The 24148-nt window shown below is 51.0% G+C and carries 25 protein-coding genes and 1 other annotated feature; of the genes, 17 read left to right on the top strand and 8 right to left on the bottom strand.

All coding sequences use genetic code 11. The annotated features are described in order from the left end of the window. Positions 1-39: 39 nt before the first annotated feature. Positions 40-366 (top strand): trp operon repressor, encoded by a 327-nt coding sequence (gene trpR / locus AACU19_RS04690; protein ID WP_105278743.1) that lies wholly within the window; start codon positions 40-42, stop codon positions 364-366. Between the two features lie 51 nt (positions 367-417). Here the strand turns inward: trpR and yjjX are convergent, their stop codons facing one another. Further along, entirely contained in the window at positions 418-930 is a 513-nt protein-coding gene (gene yjjX, locus AACU19_RS04685) for an inosine/xanthosine triphosphatase (RefSeq protein ID WP_105278765.1), read from the bottom strand. A 51-nt stretch (positions 931-981) separates the two neighbouring features. Between yjjX and gpmB the strand changes: the two genes are divergently transcribed. Beyond that, positions 982-1629 (top strand): 2,3-diphosphoglycerate-dependent phosphoglycerate mutase GpmB, encoded by a 648-nt coding sequence (gene gpmB, locus AACU19_RS04680; RefSeq protein WP_000942355.1) that lies wholly within the window; start codon positions 982-984, stop codon positions 1627-1629. On the opposite strand, the gene robA is transcribed toward gpmB, so the two are convergent. After that, positions 1626-2495: an MDR efflux pump AcrAB transcriptional activator RobA gene (robA, locus tag AACU19_RS04675; protein ID WP_000371666.1), complete on the bottom strand. Its 870-nt coding sequence runs from the start codon at positions 2493-2495 to the stop codon at positions 1626-1628. The two genes, gpmB and robA, sit on opposite strands and share 4 nt — an antisense overlap. A 210-nt stretch (positions 2496-2705) precedes the next feature. Here robA and creA point away from each other — a divergent pair, with 210 nt between their 5' ends. Genes creA through creD form a run of 4 tightly spaced genes read left to right on the top strand, consistent with a single transcriptional unit; the run spans position 2706 to position 6715 of the window. Then, on the top strand, positions 2706-3179 hold the full coding sequence (gene creA / locus AACU19_RS04670; protein ID WP_000875487.1) for a protein CreA: 474 nt from the start codon (positions 2706-2708) through the stop codon (positions 3177-3179). 12 nt (positions 3180-3191) lie between these two features. Continuing rightward, positions 3192-3881, top strand: a complete 690-nt coding sequence (gene creB, locus AACU19_RS04665; RefSeq protein ID WP_001188688.1) for a two-component system response regulator CreB — start codon at positions 3192-3194, stop codon at positions 3879-3881. Continuing rightward, the gene (gene creC, locus AACU19_RS04660) at positions 3881-5305 is read left to right on the top strand and encodes a two-component system sensor histidine kinase CreC (protein WP_105278742.1); all 1425 of its coding nucleotides are present in this window, start codon (positions 3881-3883) and stop codon (positions 5303-5305) included. The genes creB and creC overlap by 1 nt, the downstream gene beginning before the upstream one ends. Before the next feature lie 57 nt (positions 5306-5362). Continuing rightward, positions 5363-6715, top strand: coding sequence for a cell envelope integrity protein CreD (gene creD, locus AACU19_RS04655; protein WP_105278741.1), 1353 nt, complete (start codon positions 5363-5365; stop codon positions 6713-6715). Positions 6716-6774: 59 nt separating this feature from the next. Here creD and arcA read toward each other — a convergent pair whose 3' ends face one another. Continuing rightward, positions 6775-7491, bottom strand: a complete 717-nt coding sequence (gene arcA / locus AACU19_RS04650; RefSeq protein ID WP_001194358.1) for a two-component system response regulator ArcA — start codon at positions 7489-7491, stop codon at positions 6775-6777. A gap of 95 nt (positions 7492-7586) precedes the next feature. Here arcA and yjjY point away from each other — a divergent pair, with 95 nt between their 5' ends. The 7 genes from yjjY to AACU19_RS04615 all read left to right on the top strand — a co-directional run bounded on the left by yjjY (position 7587) and on the right by AACU19_RS04615 (position 14372). Next, positions 7587-7727, top strand: a complete 141-nt coding sequence (gene yjjY / locus AACU19_RS04645; RefSeq protein ID WP_001303782.1) for a protein YjjY — start codon at positions 7587-7589, stop codon at positions 7725-7727. A gap of 399 nt (positions 7728-8126) precedes the next feature. Next, entirely contained in the window at positions 8127-8813 is a 687-nt protein-coding gene (locus AACU19_RS04640) for a tRNA/rRNA methyltransferase (RefSeq protein ID WP_001223153.1), read from the top strand. A 213-nt stretch (positions 8814-9026) separates the two neighbouring features. Beyond that, positions 9027-9092 carry a thr operon leader peptide gene (gene thrL / locus AACU19_RS04635; RefSeq protein WP_001386572.1) on the top strand — a complete coding sequence of 22 codons (66 nt, stop codon included), beginning with the start codon at positions 9027-9029 and terminating at the stop codon, positions 9090-9092. Then, positions 9028-9147, top strand: a sequence feature (Thr leader region). (Overlaps the previous gene by 65 nt.) Before the next feature lie 25 nt (positions 9148-9172). Next, positions 9173-11635 (top strand): bifunctional aspartate kinase/homoserine dehydrogenase I, encoded by a 2463-nt coding sequence (gene thrA, locus AACU19_RS04630; RefSeq protein WP_001264706.1) that lies wholly within the window; start codon positions 9173-9175, stop codon positions 11633-11635. 1 nt (position 11636) lies between these two features. Next, positions 11637-12569, top strand: a complete 933-nt coding sequence (gene thrB / locus AACU19_RS04625; protein WP_000241655.1) for a homoserine kinase — start codon at positions 11637-11639, stop codon at positions 12567-12569. Next, positions 12570-13856 carry a threonine synthase gene (gene thrC / locus AACU19_RS04620; RefSeq protein WP_039020377.1) on the top strand — a complete coding sequence of 429 codons (1287 nt, stop codon included), beginning with the start codon at positions 12570-12572 and terminating at the stop codon, positions 13854-13856. 213 nt (positions 13857-14069) lie between these two features. Further along, positions 14070-14372: a DUF2502 domain-containing protein gene (locus AACU19_RS04615; RefSeq protein WP_039020376.1), complete on the top strand. Its 303-nt coding sequence runs from the start codon at positions 14070-14072 to the stop codon at positions 14370-14372. 39 nt (positions 14373-14411) lie between these two features. Here the strand turns inward: AACU19_RS04615 and yaaA are convergent, their stop codons facing one another. Together yaaA and AACU19_RS04605 are read right to left on the bottom strand one after the other, a co-directional pair. After that, on the bottom strand, positions 14412-15188 hold the full coding sequence (yaaA, locus tag AACU19_RS04610) for a peroxide stress protein YaaA (RefSeq protein WP_039020375.1): 777 nt from the start codon (positions 15186-15188) through the stop codon (positions 14412-14414). 69 nt (positions 15189-15257) lie between these two features. Then, positions 15258-16688, bottom strand: coding sequence for an alanine/glycine:cation symporter family protein (locus tag AACU19_RS04605; RefSeq protein WP_039020374.1), 1431 nt, complete (start codon positions 16686-16688; stop codon positions 15258-15260). Between the two features lie 278 nt (positions 16689-16966). On the opposite strand from AACU19_RS04605, the gene tal reads away from it, so the two are divergent. After that, a complete protein-coding gene (gene tal, locus AACU19_RS04600; RefSeq protein WP_000130187.1) occupies positions 16967-17920 on the top strand; it encodes a transaldolase in 954 nt (317 codons plus the stop codon). Positions 17921-18034: 114 nt separating this feature from the next. Next, entirely contained in the window at positions 18035-18622 is a 588-nt protein-coding gene (gene mog, locus AACU19_RS04595) for a molybdopterin adenylyltransferase (RefSeq protein ID WP_001094685.1), read from the top strand. A gap of 34 nt (positions 18623-18656) precedes the next feature. On the opposite strand, the gene satP is transcribed toward mog, so the two are convergent. The 3 genes from satP to AACU19_RS04580 form a co-directional block, all read right to left on the bottom strand. Next, positions 18657-19223, bottom strand: coding sequence for an acetate uptake transporter (gene satP / locus AACU19_RS04590; protein ID WP_000528541.1), 567 nt, complete (start codon positions 19221-19223; stop codon positions 18657-18659). A gap of 148 nt (positions 19224-19371) precedes the next feature. Continuing rightward, on the bottom strand, positions 19372-20085 hold the full coding sequence (msyB, locus tag AACU19_RS04585; protein ID WP_001102367.1) for an acidic protein MsyB: 714 nt from the start codon (positions 20083-20085) through the stop codon (positions 19372-19374). 25 nt (positions 20086-20110) lie between these two features. Then, complete coding sequence (locus AACU19_RS04580) at positions 20111-20515, bottom strand: DUF2541 family protein (RefSeq protein WP_105271164.1); 405 nt, start codon at positions 20513-20515, stop codon at positions 20111-20113. Between the two features lie 376 nt (positions 20516-20891). Between AACU19_RS04580 and dnaK the strand changes: the two genes are divergently transcribed. Both dnaK and dnaJ read left to right on the top strand, forming a co-directional pair. Continuing rightward, positions 20892-22808, top strand: coding sequence for a molecular chaperone DnaK (gene dnaK / locus AACU19_RS04575; protein WP_000516135.1), 1917 nt, complete (start codon positions 20892-20894; stop codon positions 22806-22808). 88 nt (positions 22809-22896) lie between these two features. Next, complete coding sequence (gene dnaJ, locus AACU19_RS04570) at positions 22897-24027, top strand: molecular chaperone DnaJ (protein ID WP_001118464.1); 1131 nt, start codon at positions 22897-22899, stop codon at positions 24025-24027. Positions 24028-24148 lie beyond the last annotated feature (121 nt).

Here is a 24148-nt window from a genome sequence, read left to right as displayed (position 1 = left end):
GAGGCATTTTGCTTCCCCCGCTAACAATGGCGACATATTATGGCCCAACAATCACCCTATTCAGCAGCGATGGCAGAACAGCGTCACCAGGAGTGGTTACGTTTTGTCGACCTGCTTAAGAATGCCTACCAAAACGATCTCCATTTACCGTTGTTAAACCTGATGCTGACGCCAGATGAGCGCGAAGCGTTGGGGACTCGCGTGCGTATTGTCGAAGAGCTGTTGCGCGGCGAAATGAGCCAGCGTGAGTTGAAAAATGAACTCGGCGCGGGCATCGCGACGATTACGCGTGGATCTAACAGCCTGAAAGCCGCGCCTGTCGAGCTGCGCCAGTGGCTGGAAGATATATTGCTGAAAAGCGATTAATTTCGATATATTTGTAGGCCTGATAAGACGCGGCAGCGTCGCATCAGGCGTTTAATACACCGCATTATGAAACGGACTTAGTGCCAGAATCACCGCCTGATGATAAACGCTGGCGCGAGTGAGCTTACCGGCGGTAAACACGCCAATCGCCCCTTCCTTACGGCCAATTTCATCAATGCCGGTATAACGCGACATCACGGGGCCGAGCGCCTCGCCTTTACGCACTTTCTCCAGAATCACCTCAGGCAACGGCAAAGTTGCCGAACGCGCTTCGCCACGCTGGCTGGCGTTTTCAATCACCACCCAACTGAAGGTGCTGTCACCATCAATCCCTGCTTCAATCGCCACCCAAAAATCAGCCTCTGGATGTAAACAGCGAGCATTTGCCACCCGATTTCGTGCGCCAGCGCGCGTTTCCTCACTGCCAAAGGGCTGTTCCGGTACACCGCTCTCGACGGCAACGGATGCAATATGGCAGGATCCTTCGCCGAAGATCTCGTGAAATGCCTGCAGAATGGCCTGAATTTTAGCGGGATTGGTGGTCGCACAGACAACTTGGTGCATAATCAGCATTACTCAGAAAATTAACGTTACAGCAGTATACGGAAAAAAAGCATGTTACAGGTATACCTAGTCCGCCACGGTGAAACCCAGTGGAACGCCGAGCGACGTATTCAGGGCCAGTCTGATAGCCCGCTGACTGCCAAAGGTGAGCAACAGGCGATGCAGGTGGCGACCCGTGCCAAAGAGCTTGGCATTACGCATATCATCAGTAGCGATTTAGGGCGTACCCGCCGCACGGCGGAAATCATCGCCCAGGCCTGCGGCTGCGATATTCTCCTTGATCCTCGTCTGCGTGAATTAAATATGGGTGTACTGGAAACAAGAAATATCGATTCACTCACCGAAGAAGAAGAAAACTGGCGTCGCCAGCTGGTCAATGGCACTGTCGACGGACGTATTCCTGAAGGCGAGTCTATGCAGGAGCTCAGCGATCGTGTCAATGCGGCACTGGAATCTTGTCGGGAATTACCGCAGGGAAGCCGACCGCTGCTGGTGAGCCACGGTATTGCACTGGGATGCCTGGTGAGTACGATTCTCGGATTACCAGCATGGGCAGAGCGTCGCTTACGTCTGCGTAACTGTTCTATTTCGCGCGTGGATTATCAGGAAAGCTTGTGGCTGGCGTCTGGCTGGGTGGTTGAAACCGCAGGGGACATCTCGCATCTGGACGCCCCTGCATTAGATGAGCTGCAGCGTTAACGACGGATCGGAATCAGCAGTTCACAGCGCAGATTAATTGGGCGATCTCCCGCTTTGGCATCTTCTGCCGGGTAGTATCGCTCAATATCCTGACCTTTACGGCGCGTCAGGTTAAGCATTGGCATGCACGTTCCGTATACCGTCAGGATAAACTCCTGCACGCCTGTTCCCAGACCTTCATAGGTAAACATCACATATTCACCGCCTTGCAGCATCACAGGATGCCCGGTCAATACATAGCCATCTGCCTGATCCTGGGCTAATGCGGTGGTATAGAACACCTCTTGCTCGTCGTCTTTATCCTGGCTCGGACGCGTTTCATTCAGGCCGTAGAGCACAGGCGGAATGGTCGGCGCGTTGCCAAGAAAATCGTGCCAGAACTGATAGCGCATTTCGTGGCGGAAATCAGAGATTTGTTCCAGCGAACAGGAGTAACTCTGGGTAACACCAATCAGCGGCGTATCTTCCAGGGTGACAAATTTGTGCTCTGGCATGGTGAATTCACCCAGACGCAGCGGCGGGCGAATACCAAAGGCGCTCCATTCAGGAGAACGGCGGTAAAGAGCAGGAGTTTGGGCAAACTGCTTCTTGAATGCGCGAGTAAATGTCTGTTGAGAGTCGAAGCGGTATTGCAGCGCGATATCCAGAATTGGACGCGCAGTCAGGCGTAGTGCGACCGCCGATTTCGACAAACGACGAGCACGAATATACGCGCCAATAGCATGACCAGTGACATCTTTAAACATTCTCTGTAAGTGCCACTTGGAATAACCTGCTTTCGCCGCTACATTGTCGAGCGACAGGGGCTGATCCAGATGACCTTCCAGCCAGATTAAAAGGTCGCGAATAATGCCGGCCTGATCCATAAAATATCCTCATCCTTTCAACAACGAGCACCTGACATCAGGTAATTGGATAATAGCATTTTTTGCTGTTTTAGCATTCAGTGTTTTTTTCTTAGTAGCGTATGTTTTAGGGCTTGACGGAAATAAAAGTATTGAGATTTTGTTCTTAATCAATATGTTATTTATCGTGGTGAACTAATTGCTCATGTAATAGATAAAAATGGTAACAATATGAAATACAAGCATTTGATTCTGTCTTTAAGCCTGATAATGCTGGGGCCGTTGGCTCATGCAGAAGAGATTGGTTCGGTCGACACTGTATTTAAAATGATCGGCCCTGATCACAAAATTGTCGTAGAAGCCTTTGACGATCCCGATGTGAAAAATGTCACCTGCTATGTGAGCCGGGCGAAAACCGGCGGTATTAAAGGGGGATTGGGCCTGGCGGAAGATACTTCCGATGCGGCTATTTCTTGTCAGCAAGTCGGGCCGATTGAACTGTCAGATCGCATTAAAAACGGCAAAGCTCAGGGCGAGGTAGTATTCAAAAAACGCACGTCGTTGGTCTTTAAGTCGTTACAGGTCGTACGCTTTTATGACGCTAAACGCAACGCGCTCGCTTACCTGGCTTACTCCGACAAAGTCGTAGAAGGTTCGCCGAAAAACGCGATTAGCGCGGTTCCTGTCATGCCGTGGCGGCAATAACAGAGGCGATTTATGCAACGGGAAACGGTCTGGTTAGTAGAAGACGAGCAAGGGATAGCCGACACGCTAGTCTACATGTTGCAACAGGAAGGTTTTGACGTCGAGGTCTTTGAGCGAGGCTTGCCGGTGCTGGATAAAGCTCGCCAGCAGGTTCCCGATGTCATGATTCTCGATGTTGGTTTGCCTGATATCAGCGGCTTTGAATTGTGCCGCCAGTTACTGGCGCTCCATCCGGCGTTACCTGTACTGTTCCTGACGGCCCGAAGTGAAGAGGTCGATCGCCTGCTTGGGCTGGAAATTGGCGCTGACGACTACGTGGCTAAACCGTTTTCACCTCGCGAAGTGTGCGCCAGAGTGCGCACCTTACTGCGTCGGGTGAGGAAGTTCTCGACGCCGTCTCCCGTTATCCGTATTGGTCATTTTGAATTGAATGAACCTGCGGCGCAGATCAGCTGGTTTGACACGCCATTAACGCTGACGCGGTATGAGTTTTTGCTGCTGAAAACATTACTCAAGTCGCCGGGCCGCGTCTGGTCCCGCCAGCAACTGATGGATAGCGTGTGGGAAGATGCGCAGGACACCTACGATCGCACCGTCGATACCCACATCAAAACGTTGCGTGCCAAGCTGCGCGCCATTAACCCCGATCTTTCCCCGATTAATACTCATCGCGGCATGGGATATAGCCTGAGGGGACTGTAATGCGTATCGGCATGAGGTTGTTGCTGGGCTATTTTTTACTGGTGGCAGTGGCGGCCTGGTTCGTACTGGCAATTTTTGTCAAAGAAGTTAAACCGGGCGTGCGAAGAGCAACGGAGGGAACGTTGATCGACACCGCAACATTGCTGGCGGAGCTGGCGCGTTCTGATTTGCTCTCTGGTGATCCAACGCATGGGCAACTGGCGCAGGCGTTTAATCAGCTACAACATCGCCCGTTTCGCGCCAATATCGGTGGCATTCACAAAGTTCGTAATGAATATCATGTCTACATGACTGATGCGCAGGGCAAAGTATTGTTCGATTCGGCAAATAAAGCCGTTGGACAGGATTACTCGCGCTGGAATGACGTCTGGCTAACGTTGCGTGGTCAGTATGGTGCGCGCAGCACGTTGCAAAATCCTGACGATCCCGAAAGTTCTGTGATGTATGTTGCCGCGCCAATTATGGACGGCTCGCGGCTTATTGGCGTTTTGAGCGTAGGCAAACCGAACGCGGCGATGGCTCCGGTCATTAAGCGCAGCGAGCGGCGAATTTTATGGGCCAGCGCCATTTTGTTGGGGATTGCACTGGTGATTGGCGCAGGCATGGTTTGGTGGATCAACCGCTCCATTGCCCGGCTCACTCGCTATGCTGATTCTGTCACTGACAATAAGCCCGTTCCTCTCCCCGATCTCGGTAGTAGCGAGCTGCGTAAACTCGCTCAGGCGCTGGAAAGTATGCGCGTGAAGCTGGAAGGGAAAAACTATATTGAGCAGTATGTTTATGCGTTAACTCATGAGCTAAAAAGCCCACTGGCGGCGATTCGTGGTGCGGCGGAAATTTTACGCGAAGGTCCGCCGCCGGAAGTGGTGGCTCGTTTTACTGACAACATTCTGACACAAAATGCGCGAATGCAGGCGCTGGTGGAAACGTTACTACGCCAGGCAAGACTGGAGAATCGTCAGGAAGTCGTTCTGACTGCTGTTGATGTGGCGGCATTATTTCGCCGCATCAGCGAAGCGCGCACCGTGCAGTTGGCGGAAAAAAACATCACTCTACATGTTATGCCCACCGAGGTTAACGTTGCTGCTGAATCGGCGTTACTGGAGCAGGCTCTGGGGAATTTATTGGATAACGCCATCGATTTTACCCCCGAGGGCGGTAGCATAACGCTAAGCGCTGAAGTGGATCATGAACACGTTACGCTTAAGGTGCTGGATACCGGTAGTGGTATTCCTGACTACGCCCTGTCGCGTGTTTTTGAGCGCTTTTACTCTTTGCCGCGTGCGAATGGGCAAAAAAGTAGTGGTCTGGGGTTAGCGTTCGTCAGTGAGGTTGCCCGTTTGCTTAATGGCGAAGTCACACTGTGCAACGTGCCACAAGGCGGTGTGCTGGCTTCGCTTCGACTTCACCGTCACTTCACATAGCTTCAAATTCTTCCCACATAGCCTTTGTAACCTGCGGCCATTGCAAAGGAGAAGACTATGTTGAAATCCCCCCTGTTCTGGAAAATGACCACCCTGTTTGCTGCAGTATTGCTGTTGTTGATTCCGATAATGCTGATTCGGCAGGTGATTGTCGAACGTGCCGATTACCGTAGCGATGTGGAAGATGCGATTCGGCAAAGTACCAGCGGGCCGCAAAAACTCGTTGGGCCGCTCATCGCTATTCCTGTGACCGAGCTTTATACGGTGCAGGAAGAGGATAAAACCGTGGAGCGGAAACGAAGTTTTATCCATTTTTGGTTACCTGAGTCATTGATGGTTGATGGCAATCAGAACGTAGAAGAACGCAAGATTGGGATTTATACCGGTCAGGTCTGGCATAGTGATTTAACGCTAAAAGCCGATTTTGATGTTTCGCGTCTTAGCGAACTCAATGCGCCAAATATCACCTTAGGCAAGCCATTTATTGTGATTGGCGTCGGGGATGCGCGCGGTATAGGTATGGTGAAAGCACCTGACGTTAACGGAACGGCGCTGACCATTGAACCCGGCACCGGGTTAGAGCAAGGCGGGCAGGGCGTGCATATCCCTTTACCCGAAGGGGACTGGCGGAAGCAGAACCTGAAGCTGAATATGGCACTGAATTTAAGCGGTACCGGCAATCTTTCTGTGGTGCCTGCCGGGCGTAATAGCGAAATGACCTTAACCAGCAACTGGCCGCATCCCAGTTTTTTAGGTGATTTTCTGCCAGCCAAACGGGAAGTCAGCGAGTCTGGTTTTCAGGCGCAATGGCAAAGCAGCTGGTTTGCTAATAATCTCGGTGAGCGTTTTGCTTCAGGCAATGATACCGGCTGGGAAAACTTCCCGGCGTTTAGCGTCGCAGTGACGACGCCAGCCGATCAATACCAATTAACGGACCGTGCGACTAAGTACGCCATTCTGCTGATTGCACTGACTTTTATGGCGTTCTTTGTTTTTGAAACGCTCACCGCGCAACGTTTACACCCAATGCAATATTTGCTGGTGGGGCTTTCATTGGTGATGTTTTATTTGCTCTTGCTGGCGCTTTCTGAACATACCGGTTTTACCGTGGCATGGATAATCGCCAGTCTGATTGGGGCGTTAATGAACGGTATTTATTTGCAGGCGGTATTGAAAGGCTGGCGCAACAGCATGTTGTTTACCCTCGCGCTGTTGTTGCTGGATGGTGTGATGTGGGGACTGCTCAACTCTGCCGATAGCGCGCTGTTGTTGGGAACCAGTGTGCTGATGGTGGCGCTGGCCGGCATGATGTTTGTGACCCGTAATATCGACTGGTATGCGTTTTCACTGCCGAAAATGAAAGCCAGTAAAGAAGTTACAACGGACGATGAGTTACGTATCTGGAAATAAGGTTGAAAAATAAAAACGGCGCTAAAAAGCGCCGTTTTTTTTGACGGTGGTAAAGCCGATTAATCTTCCAGATCACCGCAGAAGCGATAACCTTCACCGTGAATGGTGGCGATGATTTCCGGCGTATCCGGCGTAGATTCGAAATGTTTACGAATACGGCGGATCGTCACGTCTACAGTACGGTCGTGCGGTTTCAGCTCACGGCCGGTCATTTTCTTCAGCAGTTCAGCACGGGACTGAATTTTGCCTGGGTTTTCACAGAAGTGAAGCATGGCGCGGAACTCGCTGCGCGGCAGCTTGTACTGCTCGCCATCAGGGCCGATCAGCGAACGGCTGTTGATGTCCAGTTCCCAACCATTGAACTTGTAGCTTTCAACGCTACGACGTTCTTCGCTGACAGTACCAAGATTCATGGTACGGGACAGCAGGTTGCGTGCACGAATAGTCAGTTCACGCGGGTTGAACGGTTTGGTGATGTAATCATCTGCACCGATTTCGAGGCCGAGAATTTTATCGACTTCGTTGTCACGGCCAGTCAGGAACATCAACGCAACATTCGCCTGCTCGCGCAGTTCACGCGCTAACAGAAGACCGTTCTTACCCGGCAGATTGATATCCATGATCACCAGGTTGATGTCATATTCAGAGAGGATCTGATGCATTTCCGCGCCATCTGTCGCTTCGAAAACATCATAGCCTTCCGCTTCGAAAATACTTTTCAACGTGTTGCGTGTTACCAACTCGTCTTCAACGATAAGAATGTGCGGGGTCTGCATGTTTGCTACCTAAATTGCCAACTAAATCGAAACAGGAAGTACAAAAGTCCCTGACCTGCCTGATGCATGCTGCAAATTAACATGATCGGCGTAACATGACTAAAGTACGTAATTGCGTTCTTGATGCACTTTCCATCAACGTCAACAACATCATTAGCTTGGTCGTGGGTACTTTCCCTCAGGACCCGACAGTGTCAAAAACGGCTGTCATCCTAACCATTTTAACAGCAACATAACAGGCTAAGAGGGGCCGGACACCCAATAAAACTACGCTTCGTTGACATATATCAAGTTCAATTGTAGCACGTTAACAGTTTGATGAAATCATCGTATCTAAATGCTAGCTTTCGTCACATTATTTTAATAATCCAACTAGTTGCATCATACAACTAATAAACGTGGTGAATCCAATTGTCGAGATTTATTTTTTATAAAATTATCCTAAGTAAACAGAAGGATATGTAGCATTTTTTAACAATTCAACCATTAGTACAGTCAGGAAATAGTTTAGTCTTTTTTAAGCTAAGTGAAGGGCTTTTTCTGCGACTTACGTTAAGAGTTTGTAAATTCGATCCGCGTAATAAGTTGACAATGATCACCCTGTGCGCGGTTATTAGGTCAAGAAGAGTGGCAATATGCGTATAACGATTATTCTGGTCGCACCCGCCAGAGCAGAAAATATTGGGGCAGCGGCGCGGGCAATGAAAACGATGGGGTTTAGCGAGCTGCGAATTGTCGATAGTCAGGCACACCTGGAGCCAGCTACCCGCTGGGTCGCACATGGATCTGGTGATATTATTGATAATATTAAAGTTTTCCCAACTCTGGCTGAATCGTTACACGATGTCGACTTCACTGTCGCCACCACTGCACGCAGTCGGGCGAAATATCATTACTACGCCACGCCGGTGGAACTGGTGCCGCTGTTAGAGGAAAAATCCTCGTGGATGAGCCATGCAGCGCTGGTGTTTGGTCGCGAAGATTCCGGGCTGACTAACGAAGAGTTAGCCTTGGCTGACGTTCTTACTGGTGTGCCGATGGTGGCAGATTATCCTTCGCTGAATCTGGGACAGGCGGTGATGGTTTATTGCTATCAATTAGCAACATTAATACAACAACCGGCCAAAAGTGACACAACGGCAGACCAACATCAACTGCAAGCTTTACGCGAACGAGCCATGTCATTGCTGACGACCCTGGCAGTGGCAGATGACACAAAACTGGTCGACTGGTTACAACAACGGCTGGGGCTTTTAGAGCAACGAGACACGGCAATGTTGCATCGTTTGCTGCATGATATTGAAAAAAATATCACCAAATAAAAAACGCCTTAGTAAGTATTTTTCAGCTTTTCATTCTGACTGCAACGGGCAATATGTCTCTGTGTGGATTAAAAAAAGTGTCTCTGGCAGCAGCTTCTGAACTGGTTACCTGCCGTGAGTAAATTAAAATTTTATTGACTTAGGTCACTAAATACTTTAACCAATATAGGCATAGCGCACAGACAGATAAAAATTACAGAGTACACAACATCCATGAAACGCATTAGCACCACCATTACCACCACCATCACCATTACCACAGGTAACGGTGCGGGCTGACGCGTACAGGAAACACAGAAAAAAGCCCGCACCTGACAGTGCGGGCTTTTTTTTCGACCAAAGGTAACGAGGTAACAACCATGCGAGTGTTGAAGTTCGGCGGTACATCAGTGGCAAATGCAGAACGTTTTCTGCGGGTTGCCGATATTCTGGAAAGCAATGCCAGGCAGGGGCAGGTGGCCACCGTCCTCTCTGCCCCCGCCAAAATCACCAACCACCTGGTGGCGATGATTGAAAAAACCATTAGCGGCCAGGATGCTTTACCCAATATCAGCGATGCCGAACGTATTTTTGCCGAACTTCTGACGGGACTCGCCGCCGCTCAGCCGGGATTCCCGCTGGCGCAGCTGAAAACTTTCGTCGACCAGGAATTTGCCCAAATTAAACATGTCCTGCATGGTATTAGTTTGTTAGGGCAGTGCCCGGATAGCATCAACGCGGCACTGATTTGCCGTGGCGAGAAAATGTCGATCGCCATTATGGCCGGCGTGTTAGAAGCGCGTGGTCACAACGTTACCGTAATCGATCCGGTCGAAAAACTGCTGGCAGTCGGTCATTACCTCGAATCTACCGTCGATATTGCTGAGTCCACCCGCCGTATTGCGGCAAGCCGCATTCCGGCTGACCACATGGTGCTGATGGCAGGTTTCACCGCCGGTAATGAAAAAGGCGAACTGGTGGTGCTTGGACGTAACGGTTCCGACTACTCCGCCGCGGTACTGGCTGCCTGTTTACGCGCCGATTGTTGCGAGATCTGGACGGACGTTGACGGGGTCTATACCTGCGACCCGCGTCAGGTGCCCGATGCGAGGTTGTTGAAGTCGATGTCCTACCAGGAAGCGATGGAGCTTTCCTACTTCGGCGCTAAAGTTCTTCACCCCCGCACCATTACCCCCATCGCCCAGTTCCAAATCCCTTGCCTGATTAAAAACACCGGAAATCCTCAAGCACCAGGTACGCTCATTGGCGCCAGCCGTGATGAAGACGAATTACCAGTCAAGGGCATTTCCAATCTGAATAACATGGCAATGTTTAGCGTTTCCGGTCCGGGAATGAAAGGGATGGTCGGCATGGCGGCGCGCGTCTTTGCAGCGATGTCACGCGCTCGCATTTCAGTGGTGCTGATTACGCAATCGTCTTCTGAATACAGTATCAGTTTCTGCGTTCCACAAAGCGACTGTGTGCGAGCTGAACGGGCGATGCAGGAAGAGTTCTATCTTGAACTGAAGGAAGGCTTGCTGGAGCCGCTGGCGGTGACGGAACGGCTAGCCATTATCTCGGTGGTAGGTGATGGTATGCGCACCTTGCGTGGGATCTCGGCGAAATTCTTTGCCGCGCTGGCCCGCGCCAATATCAACATTGTCGCCATTGCTCAGGGATCTTCTGAACGCTCAATCTCTGTCGTGGTAAATAACGATGATGCGACCACTGGCGTGCGCGTTACCCACCAGATGCTGTTCAATACCGATCAGGTTATCGAAGTGTTTGTGATTGGCGTCGGTGGTGTTGGCGGTGCGCTGCTGGAGCAACTGAAGCGCCAGCAAAGCTGGCTGAAGAATAAACATATCGACTTACGTGTCTGCGGCGTTGCCAACTCAAAGGCTCTGCTCACCAATGTGCATGGCCTTAATCTGGAGAACTGGCAGGAAGAACTGGCGCAAGCCAAAGAGCCGTTTAACCTCGGGCGCTTAATTCGCCTGGTGAAAGAATATCATTTGCTGAATCCGGTGATTGTCGACTGTACCTCCAGCCAGGCGGTGGCGGATCAGTATGCTGACTTCCTGCGCGAAGGTTTCCACGTGGTTACGCCAAACAAAAAGGCCAACACCTCGTCGATGGATTACTACCATCAGTTGCGTTATGCGGCGGAAAAATCGCGGCGTAAATTCCTCTATGACACTAACGTTGGGGCTGGATTACCGGTTATTGAGAACCTGCAAAATCTGCTCAACGCAGGTGATGAATTAATGAAGTTCTCCGGCATTCTTTCCGGTTCGCTTTCTTATATCTTCGGCAAGTTAGACGAAGGCATGAGTTTCTCCGAGGCGACCACGCTGGCGCGGGAAATGGGTTATACCGAACCGGACCCGCGAGATGATCTTTCTGGTATGGATGTGGCGCGTAAGCTATTGATTCTCGCCCGTGAAACGGGACGTGAACTGGAACTGGCGGATATTGAAATTGAACCTGTGCTGCCCGCAGAGTTTAACGCAGAGGGTGATGTTGCAGCTTTTATGGCGAATCTGTCACAGCTCGACGATCTCTTTGCCGCACGCGTGGCGAAGGCTCGTGATGAGGGCAAAGTTTTGCGCTATGTTGGCAATATTGATGAAGATGGCATCTGCCGCGTGAAGATTGCCGAAGTGGATGGCAATGATCCGCTGTTCAAAGTGAAAAATGGCGAAAACGCCCTGGCCTTCTATAGCCACTATTATCAGCCGCTGCCGTTGGTTCTGCGCGGATATGGCGCGGGCAATGACGTTACAGCTGCTGGTGTCTTTGCCGATCTGCTACGTACCCTCTCATGGAAGTTAGGAGTCTGACATGGTTAAAGTTTATGCCCCGGCTTCCAGTGCCAATATGAGCGTCGGGTTTGATGTGCTCGGGGCGGCGGTGACACCTGTTGATGGTGCATTGCTCGGAGATGTAGTCACGGTTGAGGCGGCAGAGACATTCAGTCTCAACAATCTCGGACGTTTTGCCGATAAGCTGCCGTCAGAACCACGGGAAAATATCGTTTATCAGTGCTGGGAGCGTTTTTGCCAGGAGCTGGGCAAGCAAATTCCAGTGGCAATGACGCTGGAAAAGAATATGCCGATCGGCTCGGGCTTAGGCTCCAGTGCCTGTTCGGTGGTCGCGGCGCTGATGGCGATGAATGAACACTGCGGCAAGCCGCTTAATGACACTCGTTTGCTGGCTTTGATGGGCGAGCTGGAAGGGCGTATCTCCGGCAGCATTCATTACGACAACGTGGCACCGTGTTTTCTTGGTGGTATGCAGTTGATGATCGAAGAAAACGACATCATCAGCCAGCAAGTGCCAGGGTTTGATGAGTGGCTGTGGGTGCTGGCGTATCCGGGGATTAAAGTCTCGACGGCAGAAGCCAGGGCGATTTTACCGGCGCAGTATCGCCGCCAGGATTGCATTGCGCACGGGCGACATCTGGCAGGCTTCATTCACGCCTGCTATTCCCGTCAACCTGAGCTTGCCGCGAAGTTGATGAAAGATGTTATCGCTGAACCTTACCGTGAACGTTTACTGCCTGGCTTCAAGCAGGCGCGGCAGGCGGTCGCGGAAATCGGCGCGGTAGCGAGCGGTATCTCCGGATCCGGGCCGACCTTGTTCGCTCTGTGTGACAAGCCGGATACCGCCCAGCGCGTTGCCGACTGGTTGGGTAAGAACTACCTGCAAAATCAGGAAGGTTTTGTTCATATTTGCCGGCTGGATACGGCAGGCGCACGAGTACTGGAAAACTAAATGAAACTCTACAATCTGAAAGATCACAACGAACAGGTCAGCTTTGCGCAAGCCGTAACTCAGGGGTTGGGCAAAAATCAGGGGCTGTTTTTTCCGCACGACCTACCGGAATTTAGCCTGACTGAAATTGATGAGATGCTGAAACTGGATTTTGTCACCCGCAGTGCGAAGATCCTCTCGGCGTTTATTGGTGATGAGATCCCGCAGGAAATACTGGAAGAGCGCGTGCGCGCGGCGTTTGCCTTCCCGGCTCCGGTCGCCAATGTTGAAAGCGATGTCGGTTGTCTGGAATTGTTTCATGGGCCAACACTGGCATTTAAAGATTTCGGCGGTCGCTTTATGGCACAAATGCTGACCCATATTGCGGGCGATAAGCCAGTGACCATTCTGACCGCGACCTCCGGTGATACTGGAGCGGCAGTGGCTCATGCTTTCTACGGTTTACCGAATGTGAAAGTGGTTATCCTCTATCCAAAAGGCAAAATCAGTCCACTGCAAGAAAAACTGTTCTGTACATTGGGCGGCAATATTGAAACTGTTGCCATCGACGGCGATTTCGATGCCTGTCAGGCGCTGGTGAAGCAGGCGTTTGATGATGAAGAACTGAAGGTGGCGCTGGGGCTAAACTCTGCTAACTCCATTAACATCAGCCGTTTGCTGGCGCAGATTTGCTACTACTTTGAAGCTGTTGCGCAGCTGCCGCAGGAAGCGCGCAACCAGCTGGTTGTCTCGGTGCCGAGCGGTAACTTCGGCGATTTGACTGCGGGCCTGCTGGCGAAATCTCTTGGCCTGCCGGTGAAGCGTTTTATCGCTGCCACTAACGTGAACGATACCGTGCCGCGTTTCCTGCACGACGGGCAGTGGTCCCCTAAAGCGACTCAGGCGACGTTATCCAACGCGATGGACGTGAGTCAACCGAACAACTGGCCGCGTGTGGAAGAGTTGTTCCGCCGCAAAATCTGGCAACTGAAAGAGCTGGGTTATGCAGCCGTAGATGATGAAACCACGCAACAGACAATGCGTGAGTTAAAAGAACTGGGCTATACCTCGGAGCCGCACGCTGCCGTAGCTTATCGTGCGCTGCGTGACCAGTTGCATCCAGGCGAATATGGCTTGTTCCTCGGCACCGCGCATCCGGCGAAATTTAAAGAGAGCGTGGAAGCGATTCTCGGTGAAACATTGGATCTGCCAAAAGAGCTGGCAGAACGTGCTGATTTACCCTTGCTTTCGCATAATCTGCCCGCCGATTTTGCTGCGTTGCGTAAATTGATGATGAATCATCAGTAACATCTATTCATTATCTCAATCAGGCCGGGTTTGCTTTTATACAGCCCGGCTTTTTTATGAAGAAAATATGGAGAAAAACGACAGGAAAAAAGGAGAAATTCTCAATAAATGCGGTAACTTAGAGATTAGGATTGCGGAGAATAACAACCGCCGTTCTCATCGCGTAATCTCCGGATATCGACCCATAACGGGCAATGATAAAAGGAGTAACCTGTGAAAAAGATGCAATCTATCGTACTCGCACTTTCCCTGGTTCTGGTCGCTCCCATGGCAGCACAGGCTGCGGAAATTACGTTAGTCCCGTCAGTAAAATTACAGATAGGCGATCGTGATAATCGTGGCTATTACTGGGATGGCGGTCACTGGCGCGACCACGGCTGGTGGAAACAACATTATGAATGGCGAGGCAATCGCTGGCACCCACACGGATCGCCGCCAGGTCATAACAAGCACCATGATCATCGTAATGACCACCGTGGCGATCATCGTCCGGGGCCGGACAAACATCATCGCTAAATATGAATGCCGGATTGCCATCCGGCATTTACTGCAAACTTAACGCTGCTCGTAGCGTTTAAACACCAGTTCCCCATCACTGGAGGAAGCTTCATCAAAGAAGTAACCTTCGCTATTAAAGCCAGTTAGTTGCTCTGGTTTGGTCAGCCGATTTTCAATAATGAAACGACTCATCAGACCGCGCGCTTTCTTAGCGTAGAAGCTGATTATCTTAAATTTGCCGTTCTTCTCATCGAGGAACACTGGCTTGATAATCTCGGCATTCAATTTCTTCGGCTTCACCGATTTAAAATACTCATCTGATGCCAGATTAATCACCACATTATCGCCTTGTGCTGCGAGCGCCTCGTTCAGCTTGTTGGTGATGATATCTCCCCAGAATTGATACAGATCTTTCCCTCGGGCATTCTCAAGACGGATCCCCATTTCCAGACGATAAGGCTGCATTAAATCGAGCGGGCGCAGTACGCCATACAAGCCGGAAAGCATTCGCAAATGTTGTTGGGCAAAATCGAAATCGTCTTCGCTGAAGGTTTCGGCCTGCAAGCCAGTATAGACATCACCTTTAAATGCCAGAATCGCCTGTCGGGCATTCTCTGGCGTGAAATCTGGCTGCCAGTCATGAAAGCGAGCGGCGTTGATGCCCGCCAGTTTGTCGCTGATGCGCATCAGGGTGCTAATCTGCGGAGGCGTCAGTTTCCGCGCTTCATGGATCAGCTGCTGGGAGTTGTCTAACAGCTCCGGCAGCGTATAGCGCGTGGTGGGCAACGGGCTTTGGTAATCGAGCGTTTTCGCAGGTGAAATAAGAATCAGCATATCCAGTCCTTGCAGGAAATTTATGCCGACTTTAGCAAAAAAAGAGAATGAGTTGATCGATAGTTGTGATTACTCCTGCGAAACATCATCCCACGCGTCCGGAGAAAGCTGGCGACCAATATCCGGATAACGCAACGGATCAAACACCGGGCGCACGCCGAGTTTACGCTGGCGTAGATAATCACTGGCAATGGTATGAACCACAGGCGAGAGCAGTAATATGGCGGTCAAATTGGTAATAGCCATGCAGGCCATTATGATATCTGCCAGTTGCCACATCAGCGGAAGACTTAGCAAGGTGCCGCCGATGACCGTTGCGAAGGTGCAGATTCGCAGACACCAGATCGCTTTAGGGTTGTTCAGGCGTAAGAAGAAGAGATTGTTTTCGGCATAAATGTAGTTGGCAACGATGGAGCTGAAGGCAAACAGAATAACCACGAGGGTAACAAACTCCGCACCCCAGGAACCCATTAACACCCGCATCGCCTTCTGGATAAGCTGAATACCTTCCAGTGGCATGTAGGTTGTGCCGTTGCCAGCCAGTAATATCAGCATGGCGCTTGCCGTACAGATGACCAGGGTGTCGATAAAAATGCCAATCATCTGGACAATCCCTTGCGCTGCGGGATGCGGAGGCCAGGACGCAGCTGCCGCTGCCGCGTTTGGCGTCGACCCCATTCCCGCCTCATTGGAAAACATACTGCGCTGAAAACCGTTAGTAATCGCCTGGCTTAAGGTATATCCCGCCGCGCCGCCTGCCGCTTCCTGCCAGCCAAAAGCACTCTCAAAAATAGACCAAATGACGTGGGGAAGTTGCCCGATATTCATTACGCAAATTACCAGGCTGGTCAGTACCCAGATTACCGCCATCAACGGGACAAACCCCTGCATGAGCCGGGCGACGCCATGAAGACCGCGAGTGATTGCCAGCAGAGCAAAGACAGCAAGAATAATGCCTGTCACCAGCGGGGGAAAATCAAAAGAAAAACTCAGGGCTCGGGCAACGGCGTTCGCCTGAACTCCGCTGAAAATTATGCCGTAGGCGATGAGCAAAAAGAGGGCGAACAGAACGCCCATCCAGCGCATCCCCAGCCCGCGCGCCATATACCATGCCGGTCCGCCACGAAACTGCCCATTAACGTCACGTTCTTTATAAAGTTGTGCAAGGGAACATTCGGCAAACGAGGTCGCCATGCCGATAAACGCGGCAACCCACATCCAGAAGACGGCACCTGGTCCACCGGCGGTAATAGCCAGCGCAACGCCAGCCAGGTTGCCGCTACCCACGCGCGCCGCAAGACTGGTACACAATGACTGAAATGAGGTTAAACCGCCTGGCTGTGGATGAATGCTATTTTTAAGACTTTTGCCAAACTGGCGGATGTAGCGAAACTGCACAAAACCGGTGCGAAAAGTGAACCAACAACCTGCGCCGAAGAGCAGGTAAATCATTACCGAGCCCCAGAGGACGCTGTTAATAAAGGAAAAAAAATCTGGCATGCATATCCCTCTTATTGCCGGTCGCGATGACTTTCCTGTGTAAACGTTACCAATTGTTTAAGAAGTATATACGCTACGAGGTAGTTGATAACTTCTGCGTAGCATACATGAGGTTTTGTATAAAAATGGCGGGCGATATCAACGCAGTGTCAGAAATCCGAAACAGTCTCGCCAGGCGATAACCGTCTTGTCGGCGGTTGCGCTGACGTTGCGTCGTGATATCATCAGGGCAGACCGGTTACATCCCCCTAACAAGCTGTTTAAAGAGAAATACTATCATGACGGACAAATTGACCTCCCTTCGTCAGTACACCACCGTAGTGGCCGACACTGGGGACATCGCGGCAATGAAGCTGTATCAACCGCAGGATGCCACAACTAACCCTTCTCTCATTCTTAACGCAGCGCAGATTCCGGAATATCGTAAGTTGATTGATGATGCTGTCGCCTGGGCGAAACAGCAGAGCAACGATCGCGCGCAGCAAATCGTGGACGCGACCGACAAACTGGCAGTAAATATTGGTCTGGAAATCCTGAAACTGGTTCCGGGCCGTATCTCAACTGAAGTTGATGCGCGTCTTTCCTATGACACCGAAGCGTCAATTGCGAAAGCAAAACGCCTGATCAAACTCTACAACGATGCAGGTATTAGCAACGATCGTATTCTGATCAAACTGGCTTCTACCTGGCAGGGTATCCGTGCTGCAGAACAGCTGGAAAAAGAAGGTATCAACTGTAACCTGACCCTGTTGTTCTCCTTCGCTCAGGCTCGTGCTTGTGCGGAAGCGGGCGTGTTCCTGATCTCGCCGTTTGTTGGCCGTATTCTTGACTGGTACAAAGCGAATACCGATAAGAAAGAGTACGCTCCGGCAGAAGATCCGGGTGTGGTTTCTGTATCTGAAATCTACCAGTACTACAAAGAGCACGGTTATGAAACCGTGGTGATGGGCGCAAGCTTCCGTAACATCGGCGAAATTCTGGAACTGGCAGGCTGCGACCGTCTGACCATCGCACCGGCACTGCTGAAAGAGCTGGCTGAGAGCGAAGGGGCTATCGAACGTAAACTGTCTTACACCGGCGAAGTGAAAGCGCGTCCGGCGCGTATCACTGAGTCCGAGTTCCTGTGGCAGCACAACCAGGATCCAATGGCAGTAGATAAACTGGCGGAAGGTATCCGTAAGTTTGCTGTTGATCAGGAAAAACTGGAAAAAATGATCGGCGATCTGCTGTAATCATTCTTAGCGTGACCGGGAAGTCGGTCACGCTACCTCTTCTGAAGCCTGTCTGTCACTCCCTTCGCAGTGTATCATTCTGTTTAACGAGACTGTTTAAACGGAAAAATCTTAATGAATACTTTACGTATTGGCTTAGTTTCCATCTCTGATCGCGCATCCAGCGGCGTTTATCAGGATAAAGGCATCCCAGCGCTGGAAGAATGGCTGACATCGGCGCTAACCACGCCGTTTGAACTGGAAACCCGCTTAATCCCCGATGAGCAGGCGATCATCGAGCAAACGTTGTGTGAGCTGGTGGATGAAATGAGTTGCCATCTGGTGCTCACCACGGGCGGAACTGGTCCGGCGCGTCGTGACGTCACGCCCGATGCGACGCTGGCAGTAGCGGACCGCGAGATGCCAGGCTTTGGTGAACAGATGCGCCAAATTAGCCTGCATTTTGTTCCAACCGCGATCCTTTCGCGCCAGGTGGGCGTGATTCGCAAACAAGCACTAATCCTTAACTTACCCGGTCAGCCGAAGTCTATTAAAGAGACGCTGGAAGGGGTGAAGGATGCTGAGGGTAACGTTGTGGTACACGGTATTTTTGCCAGCGTACCGTACTGCATTCAGTTGCTGGAAGGGCCATACGTTGAAACGGCACCGGAAGTGGTTGCAGCATTCAGACCGAAGAGTGCAAGACGCGAAGTTAGCGAATAAAAAAATCCCCCCGAGCGGGGGGATCTCAAAACAATTAGTGGGATTCACCAATCGGCAGAACGGTGCGACCAAACTGCTCATTCAGCACTTCACCCATCGCCAGATAGATTGCGCTGGCACCGCAGATCAGACCAATCCAGCCGGCAAAGTGGATGATCGCGGCATTACCGACAATGTTACCGATCGCCAGCAGGGCAAACAGCACGGTCAGGCTAAAGAAAACGAATTGCAGAACGCGTGCGCCTTTCAGCGTGCCGAAGAACATAAACAGCGTAAATACGCCCCACAGACCCAGGTATACACCAAGGAACTGTGCATTTGGCGCATCGGTCAGACCCAGTTTCGGCATCAGCAGAATCGCAACCAGCGTCAGCCAAAAAGAACCGTAAGAGGTGAATGCGGTTAAACCGAAAGTGTTGCCTTTTTTGTACTCCAGCAGACCAGCAAAAATTTGCGCGATGCCGCCGTAGAAAATGCCCATTGCAAGAATAATACCGTCAAGAGCGAAATAACCCACGTTGTGCAGGTTAAGCAGAATGGTGGTCATGCCGAAGCCCATCAGGCCCAGCGGTGCCGGATTAGCCAACTTAGTGTTGCCCATAATTCCTCAAAAATCATCATCGAATGAATGGTGAAATAATTTCCCTGAATAACTGTAGTGTTTTCAGGGCGCGGCATAATAATCAGCCAGTGGGGCAGTGTCTACGATCTTTTGAAGGGAAAATGAAAATTTTCCCCGGTTTCCGGTATCAGACCTGAGTGGCACTAACCATCCGGCGCAGGCAGGCGATTTGCAGTACGGCTGGAATCGTCACGCGATAGGCGCTGCCGCTGACCGCTTTAACCCCATTTAGTGCCGCGCCTACAGGGCCTCCCAGCCCCGCGCCGCGCAGCAAACCATGCCCAAGTACGCTCATTGCTGCGTGGGTGCGTAAAATGCGGGTCAATTGGCTGGAAAGCAAATGCGACACGCCTTTTGCCAATAATTTGTCTTTCATCAGCAGCGGCAGCAGCTCTTCCAGCTCATTCACCCTGGCATCGACCGCGTGCAGAAACTCCTGCTTATGTTCCTCGTCCATTTTCTTCCAGGTATTACGCAGAAATTGTTCCAGTAACTGTTGCTCAATTTCAAACGTAGACATCTCTTTGTCGGCTTTCAGCTTCAATCGTTTTGAAACATCGAGCAAAATGGCCCGGTACAGTTTGCCGTGTCCGCGTAATTTATTCGCGATGCTATCACCGCCAAAATGCTGTAATTCTCCGGCAATCAGCTGCCAGTTGCGGCGATGTTGCTCGGGATGTCCTTCCATCGATTTAAACAGTTCGTTGCGCATCAGTACGCTGGAGAGGCGAGTTTTGCCTTTTTCATTATGGGTGAGCAGCCGGGCGAAATTTGCCAATTGTTCCTCACTACAATGCTGGAGAAAATCCAGATCTGAATCATTCAGGTAATTAACATTCATTTTTTGTGGCTTCTATATTCTGGCGTTAGTCGTCGCCGATAATTTTCAGCGTGGCCATATCCGATGAGTTCACCGTATGGCCGGAAAAGGTGATTTTTGAGACGCAGCGTTTATTGTCGTTATCGCTGTTAATGTTGATCCAGTCAGTGGTTTGCCCTTCTTTTATTTCTGAAGGAATATTCAGGCTCTGACTGGCGCTACGGGCGGCTTTAAAATAAACCGATGCACCGCTTAACTGTAAATCGCCATGGTCGGCAGAGAGTTGTATACGCTTAACAATGCGACAAACAGGAAGTTTCAGCGCCAGATCGTTGGTTTCGTTACGCGGCATGGCAATGACGCCGAGGATTTTATGGTCGTTTGCCTGCGCTGTGCAGCAAAGCAACAGGCTAATTGCCAGGCTGGCGGAAATCGTAAAAACGGATTTCATAAGGATTCTCTTCGTGGGGAGGGAAGGGGGAAGAATACTCACTAGTTTACTGCTGATGAAAAGAAGTTTCAGTCATGTAATCTTTTCTTTTTATTACAATTTTTTTGTGAATGCCTTGGTTGCAATTCATTCATTGTATGAATGAAATTACTGTCTGTTTCATGGCTTCTTCTGGCATATCGCGAAATTTCTGCGCAAAAGCACAAAAAATTTTTGCATCTCCCCCTTGATGACGTGGGTTACGACCCCATTTAGTAGTCAACCGCAGTGAGTGAGTCTGCAAAAAAAATGAAATTGGGCTGTTGAAACCAAACGTTTCGCCCCTATTACAGACTCACAACCACATGATGACCGAATATATAGTGGAGACGTTTAGATGGGTAAAATAATTGGTATCGACCTGGGTACTACCAACTCTTGTGTAGCGATTATGGATGGCACCACTCCTCGTGTACTGGAGAACGCCGAAGGCGATCGCACCACGCCTTCTATCATTGCCTATACCCAGGATGGTGAAACTCTGGTTGGTCAGCCGGCTAAACGTCAGGCAGTGACAAACCCGCAAAACACCCTGTTTGCGATTAAACGCCTGATTGGCCGCCGCTTCCAGGACGAAGAAGTACAGCGTGATGTTTCCATCATGCCGTTCAAAATTATTGCTGCTGATAACGGCGACGCTTGGGTCGAAGTTAAAGGCCAAAAAATGGCACCGCCGCAGATTTCTGCTGAAGTGCTGAAAAAAATGAAGAAAACCGCGGAAGATTACTTGGGCGAACCGGTAACTGAAGCTGTTATTACCGTACCGGCATACTTTAACGATGCTCAGCGTCAGGCAACCAAAGACGCAGGCCGTATCGCTGGTCTGGAAGTAAAACGTATCATCAACGAACCGACCGCAGCTGCGCTGGCTTATGGTCTGGACAAAGGTACTGGCAACCGTACTATCGCGGTTTATGACCTGGGTGGTGGTACTTTCGATATTTCTATTATCGAAATCGACGAAGTTGACGGCGAAAAAACCTTCGAAGTTCTGGCAACCAACGGTGATACCCACCTGGGTGGTGAAGACTTCGACAGCCGTCTGATTAACTATCTGGTTGAAGAATTCAAGAAAGATCAGGGCATTGACCTGCGCAACGATCCGCTGGCAATGCAGCGCCTGAAAGAAGCGGCAGAAAAAGCGAAAATCGAACTTTCTTCCGCTCAGCAGACCGACGTTAACCTGCCGTATATCACTGCAGACGCGACCGGTCCGAAACACATGAACATCAAAGTGACTCGTGCGAAACTGGAAAGCCTGGTTGAAGACCTGGTAAACCGTTCCATTGAGCCGCTGAAAGTTGCACTGCAGGACGCTGGCCTGTCCGTATCTGATATCGACGACGTTATCCTCGTGGGTGGTCAGACTCGTATGCCAATGGTTCAGAAGAAAGTTGCTGAATTCTTTGGTAAAGAGCCGCGTAAAGACGTTAACCCGGACGAAGCTGTAGCAATCGGTGCTGCTGTTCAGGGTGGTGTTCTGACTGGTGACGTAAAAGACGTACTGCTGCTGGACGTTACCCCGCTGTCTCTGGGTATCGAAACCATGGGCGGTGTGATGACGACGCTGATCGCGAAAAACACCACTATCCCGACCAAGCACAGCCAGGTGTTCTCTACCGCTGAAGATAACCAGTCTGCGGTAACCATCCACGTGCTGCAGGGTGAACGTAAACGTGCAGCTGATAACAAATCTCTGGGTCAGTTCAACCTGGATGGTATCAACCCGGCACCGCGCGGTATGCCGCAGATCGAAGTTACCTTCGATATCGATGCTGACGGTATCCTGCACGTTTCCGCGAAAGATAAAAACAGCGGTAAAGAGCAGAAGATCACCATCAAGGCTTCTTCTGGTCTGAACGAAGATGAAATCCAGAAAATGGTACGCGACGCAGAAGCTAACGCCGAAGCTGACCGTAAGTTTGAAGAGCTGGTACAGACTCGCAACCAGGGTGACCATCTGCTGCACAGCACCCGTAAGCAGGTTGAAGAAGCAGGCGACAAACTGCCGGCTGACGACAAAACTGCTATCGAGTCTGCGCTGACTGCACTGGAAACTGCTCTGAAAGGTGAAGACAAAGCCGCTATCGAAGCGAAAATGCAGGAACTGGCACAGGTTTCCCAGAAACTGATGGAAATCGCCCAGCAGCAACATGCCCAGCAGCAGACTGCCGGTGCTGATGCTTCTGCAAACAACGCGAAAGATGACGATGTTGTCGACGCTGAATTTGAAGAAGTCAAAGACAAAAAATAATCGCCCTATAAACGGGTAATTATACTGACACGGGCGAAGGGGAATTTCCTCTCCGCCCGTGCATTCATCTAGGGGCAAATCAAAAAAGATGGCTAAGCAAGATTATTACGAGATTTTAGGCGTTTCCAAAACAGCGGAAGAGCGTGAAATCAAAAAGGCCTACAAACGCCTGGCCATGAAATACCACCCGGACCGTAACCAGGGTGACAAAGAGGCCGAGGCGAAATTTAAAGAGATCAAGGAAGCTTATGAAGTTCTGACCGACTCGCAAAAACGTGCGGCATACGATCAGTATGGTCATGCTGCGTTTGAGCAAGGCGGCATGGGCGGCGGCGGTTTTGGCGGCGGCGCAGACTTCAGCGATATTTTTGGTGACGTTTTCGGCGATATTTTTGGCGGCGGACGTGGTCGTCAACGTGCGGCGCGCGGTGCTGATTTACGCTATAACATGGAGCTCACCCTCGAAGAAGCTGTACGTGGCGTGACCAAAGAGATCCGCATTCCGACTCTGGAAGAGTGTGACGTTTGCCACGGTAGCGGTGCAAAACCAGGTACACAGCCGCAGACCTGTCCGACCTGTCATGGCTCTGGTCAGGTGCAGATGCGCCAGGGCTTCTTCGCTGTACAGCAGACCTGTCCACACTGTCAGGGCCGCGGTACGCTGATCAAAGATCCGTGCAACAAATGTCATGGTCATGGTCGTGTTGAGCGCAGCAAAACGCTGTCCGTTAAAATCCCGGCAGGAGTGGACACTGGAGACCGCATCCGTCTTGCGGGCGAAGGTGAAGCGGGCGAGCATGGCGCACCGGCAGGCGATCTATACGTTCAGGTTCAGGTTAAACAGCACCCGATTTTCGAGCGTGAAGGCAACAACCTGTATTGCGAAGTCCCGATCAACTTCGCTATGGCAGCGCTGGGTGGCGAAATCGAAGTACCGACCCTTGATGGTCGCGTCAAACTGAAAGTGCCTGGCGAAACCCAGACCGGTAAGCTGTTCCGTATGCGCGGTAAAGGCGTCAAGTCTGTTCGCGGCGGTGCGCAAGGTGACTTGCTGTGCCGCGTTGTCGTCGAAACACCGGTAGGTCTGAACGAGAAGCAGAAACAGCTGCTGCAAGAGCTGCAGGAAAGCTTCGGTGGCCCAACCGGTGAGCACAACAGCCCGCGTTCAAAGAGCTTCTTTGATGGTGTGAAGAAGTTTTTTGACGACCTGACTCGCTAACCTCCCCAAAAGCCTGCCTGTGGGCAGGCTTGGGTAAAAATAGGGTGCGTTGAAGATATGCGAGCACCTGTAAAGTGGCGGGGGTCACTCCCCCCCGTTGCTCTTACTCGGATTCGTAAGC

This window comes from Escherichia sp. MOD1-EC4550 (assembly GCF_963876935.1).
Lineage (GTDB): Bacteria > Pseudomonadota > Gammaproteobacteria > Enterobacterales > Enterobacteriaceae > Escherichia > Escherichia coli_F.
The sequence above is the reverse complement of the archived record's forward strand: the minus strand, read 5'-3'. Positions and strand labels throughout refer to the sequence as shown.